The organism is Halodesulfurarchaeum sp. (genome assembly GCF_036626455.1).
In the GTDB taxonomy this organism is placed as follows: domain Archaea; phylum Halobacteriota; class Halobacteria; order Halobacteriales; family Halobacteriaceae; genus Halodesulfurarchaeum.
In genome coordinates, this window is the sequence record NZ_JAZKRK010000071.1 from 1 (window position 1) to 3,336 (window position 3,336).

The following is a 3,336-nucleotide window of genomic DNA, read 5'->3' on the forward strand; positions in this document are numbered from 1 at the left end:
CCGGGTGCAGTCCCGTAAATTCCAGGCCTGCAGTTTCCTCGTACCCAAACGCGATATTGGCGGCGTGGATTGCCTGGCCAGATGCGCCTTTCATCACGTTATCGATAGCGGTGAAGACGACGATCCGGCCGTTTTGCTCGTCGAGTTCGAAGCCGATTTCGGCGTTGTTCGTTCCCGCAACCGCCTTCGGTTCTGGATATCGATAGACCCCGCCGCCACCCGTTACGATGCGCATGAACGGCTCCTCGCCGTACGTCTCCCGAAGGGCCTGCCAGACATCGGCTTTTTCGGGGAGCGATTCGGGAAAGAGATGGCTCGTCGCAGCGGCGCCACGGACCATGTCCACCGCGTGGACGGTAAAGGAAACCCCGCGACCGAGGTGTTCCTCGATTTCGGCTTCGTGGCGGTGCCCGGCCGGGGCATACGGCCGGACCACCCCAGACCGCTCGGGATGCGAGGAGGCTGGTCCACCACCGGCTCCACCTTCCGACGAGCCGACTTTCAGATCGGCAACGACCCTGTCCTCGGATTCGAGCAGGCCATGTTCGACGAAGGGCTGGAGCCCCAGCATCGTGACGGTGGCATTACAGCCACCGCTTGCGATGAGCGAGGCGTCTTCCAGTCCCTCGCGTCCGATTTCAGGCAGGCCATAAACCGCTTCGTCCAGGTGTTCCGGGGCGACATGGCCGTCATACCAGGTGTCGTAATCGGCCGGGTCCGAAAGCCGGAAGTCCGCGCTCAGGTCGACGACGGTGTCCGCGACCGACTGGAATTCGTCGATCCGCTCCATCGACACGCCGTGTGGGGTCGCAGTGAACAGGACGTCGACGGGTTCGAGATCACCGGGGTCCGAAAAGCGGAGGTCCAGGTGGCGGAGATTCGGGTGGACCGAGCCGACGGTCCGGTTCGTGAACTGTCGACTCGTCGCCGCGACCAGGGCGAACTGTGGATGGCCGTCAAGCAGACGCAACAATTCCCCGCCGGCGAACCCGCTCCCCCCGACGACGGCTGCCGTGTCCGCACTCATGAGTTCCCACCGACCGCCTGGGAAGCGATCAGGATAGTAACGCGCATATGAACTGTTCCAGTGGGCGTGTCGTCTTAGTCGTGTCGTGATTCGCAAATATCCGTTGAACCACGTTCACACACGTCCATTGCAGTTACTATCGGCTGGTTAGAAACGGTCGAATAGAATAGTTCAAGGGATAGACTGCACCAGATTTTCTGCTCGGAGTAGTGAGAGGACGGGCGCAACACGTTTCTGGACAATCATTTCGCGCAGGTTGGTCTACTTACCAGAGGGTTTCATCAGCGCGTCGAATAGCTACAGTGTTGGTGGGTGTCGCTCTTTCGGCTACAGAACCTGTTATGGGTGACTAATCGACTTCCCGGTCACCGTAAAACGCCTCGAATTGACTGGAGAACTCGCTCCCTTTGATGCCGGAATGGGTGTCAGTCAGCCAATCGGGTTGTGGAATCCCTCTTGCTGCATCTGGTGGGCTGTCGAGACCAGCAGTATCCCCAGGGCCCCAGTTGCGTAGACTATGGGGTCCAGTAGGTCTAAAACTGGGGTTCCAAGGCTACTGGCAAGCGTCGTAAGCAGTCCAAGCAGCACAAGGCTGAAGTAATACTCACTTTTTGAGAGGTGTCCATGTTCGACGACCTCAAGGAAGCCATCAATTTCGTTCGCTCGGTCTCCGAGTGCTACTTTTTTTGATGTGTCGTCGTACTGAACTATGCCAAGCGAGTCGAGTTTCGGAAGATGGTTCTGGTGAAGTGTCACGTAGACGCTCTGTCTGAGGTCACGTGGCGCCGGTGATTCTTCGGATTGTGCGGCCGCAATATCGTCTGCCAATGACCGCAAATTTCGTGGGTTGGTTTTATTTAACTGTTCAAGCACCCGACACCGTCGATCATTACTCAATACCTCATGTATCTTCGTTTTATCTAGTGGTTTGTTCGTATCTCGTTGTTCGATCATTCTCTCCTCCAGGGTTGTGGTACCCATTCACAAAACCCTCACAATAAAGGTGGTTTGCATGTAGCAGATTTATGCCTGCCCTCGCTTATAATTATGCTTTGAAACGCGTTTCAGGTCGTGACAATTTCCCTCGGAACGAAACAAATTCCAGCAAAAGAAATATTAGTTCCCTAAACAATTAATATTTGTAATGGGACGGGGAGTGGAGACTCGCGAGCTACTTCGAGCTGTCCTTGAGCGGCAGCCGCTGTTCGAGCTATTAGAGTCGAACAGCGCGTCCCTAGCAGAGGTTCAAGCGGAGCTCGACGTTTCCCGTTCGACTGCCCATAGAGTCGTCAAACAATTCGAATCTGCGGGGCTCATCAGTTATCAGGAGGGTCGATATGAACTGACGCCTCTCGGCTACATGGTCGCCGAAGAAATCAGGGGAGCCACGAAAACCGTCGCTGTCGCTCAACGTCTGAGCCCGCTCCTTCCGACGTTGTCCGAGGAGGCCGAACCCTTCGACTTTACCGCATTTGCAGATTCTGAGGTCGCAACACCAGAGGCTGGCGATCCATACAGACCGATTCGTCGCCTGATCCTCAAAATCAACCAGGTCACAGCCCTGCAAGAACTCTCCCCGACGATACCGGAACCCGCCTATCTGCAATCACTTTTCGACCGAGTTCAAGACGAATTGTGTGCTTCAGTTGTCTTTTCCCGTTGGGTCGTCAATCGCCTCCAAAAGAGTGACAAAGTCGCACTTGAAGAAGCTATCAGTACAGGTTCGCTCGACGTCCGGATCGACGATCCGGTCGGATTTAGATTAATTATCGCCGATGATTGTGTCTATCTGATTGGATACAACGATGATGCCTCACGTCTTCGACTGGTCGTCGATGCCCATTCAGCAGACGCCTACGATTGGGCGAACACATACTTCCGGAAACGCTGGGACGAGGCCACGCCCTACGAAGAGGAATACGAAGACGCGATACAGTGACCCCGTGAGCGGCGGTCACTTGGATTCCTCCCTTCGTTGTGGGGGGCGGGGATCGTCCGGTGCAACAAATGAGACGCTTTCCGGTTGCAACCTCGGCATCTTGAAATTAGTGAGGAAGCCATCACCGCTTAGTTCGGTTACTCAGCTGCCGTTGTCTAGGAGTCTTCTGTTGTTGGAGTGACCTCGGTGGTTGAGGTAGATGTCGTCTCAGTGGTCTCTGTAGTCGTCGGTTCTTCAGTAGTCGCCGGAGTGGAAGTGGTCGTGGTCGACTCTTCGGTAGTCGACGTCGTCGAAGTGGTCGTCGTTGTCGAGGATTCTTCTGTTGTTGGAGTGGCCTCGGTGGTCGTAGTAGATGACGTCATAGTGGTCT

4 protein-coding genes are annotated in these 3,336 nt (G+C 55.5%); 2 read left to right on the forward strand and 2 right to left on the reverse strand.

The features are described 5' to 3' along the window. Positions 1-1,027: N-acetyl-gamma-glutamyl-phosphate reductase (argC, locus tag V5A26_RS11255; RefSeq protein ID WP_332322546.1), on the reverse strand; the 1,027-nt coding region annotated here is incomplete at its 3' end. A gap of 429 nt (positions 1,028-1,456) precedes the next feature. Next, the gene (locus tag V5A26_RS11260; protein WP_442908777.1) at positions 1,457-2,008 is read right to left on the reverse strand and encodes a DUF7344 domain-containing protein; all 552 of its coding nucleotides are present in this window, start codon (positions 2,006-2,008) and stop codon (positions 1,457-1,459) included. A 163-nt stretch (positions 2,009-2,171) separates the two neighbouring features. On the opposite strand from V5A26_RS11260, the gene V5A26_RS11265 reads away from it, so the two are divergent. Together V5A26_RS11265 and V5A26_RS11270 are read left to right on the forward strand one after the other, a co-directional pair. Beyond that, entirely contained in the window at positions 2,172-2,966 is a 795-nt protein-coding gene (locus V5A26_RS11265; RefSeq protein WP_332322548.1) for a helix-turn-helix transcriptional regulator, read from the forward strand. A 186-nt stretch (positions 2,967-3,152) separates the two neighbouring features. Further along, the coding region (locus tag V5A26_RS11270; protein WP_332322549.1) for a hypothetical protein at positions 3,153-3,336 on the forward strand (184 nt) is incomplete at its 3' end.